Below are 465 nucleotides of genomic sequence, written 5' to 3'. Positions count from 1 at the left end.
CGGAAGGGTGAAAGGAAAGGGTGAGAGCGGGGTGGGGCGGCCGGCAGCCAGCACCTTGGCCTGGGGCGGCTTCTCGACATTCATGTAGGGCCCGGGGTCCGGGCCGTCGATGCCCGCGTACCGCGCGCCGAGTCCGACGCCGAGCTCCTCGGCGACCAGGATGAGCTCGCCCATCCCGCCGAGCGGCCCGGGGCCGGTGCACGCGACGGCCGTCGCCCGGCCCCCGCTGCGGTCGTCGCCCGCGGACGCCACGCCGGTGAAGAGCCAGCCCACCGGCAGCGGCCACGGCATCCACACCGGCACCTTGGTGCGGTGCACGACGACTTCGAGGGCCTCGACGCTCGGCGGTATCACGGGCTGCAGCGGGTGCACGGTGCCGTGCACGTCGCACTGCCAGGCATCCGAGAAGAGGCCGGGAGCCCTGACCCGGCCACCGCACTTCGGGCAACTGGGTTCGCCCCTCAT

At 73.8% G+C, this 465-nt stretch carries 1 protein-coding gene; it reads right to left on the bottom strand.

Annotated elements, in window-relative coordinates; translation table 11 throughout:
• Positions 1 to 465 (bottom strand): DUF6758 family protein (locus LPA54_RS37945; RefSeq protein WP_228984955.1); only part of this gene is annotated, 465 nt, incomplete at its 3' end.

Source organism: Streptomyces sp. DH12, from assembly GCF_020873895.1.
Taxonomy (GTDB): Bacteria; Actinomycetota; Actinomycetes; order Streptomycetales; family Streptomycetaceae; genus Streptomyces.
This window is presented reverse-complemented; position numbering and strand designations above follow the sequence as displayed.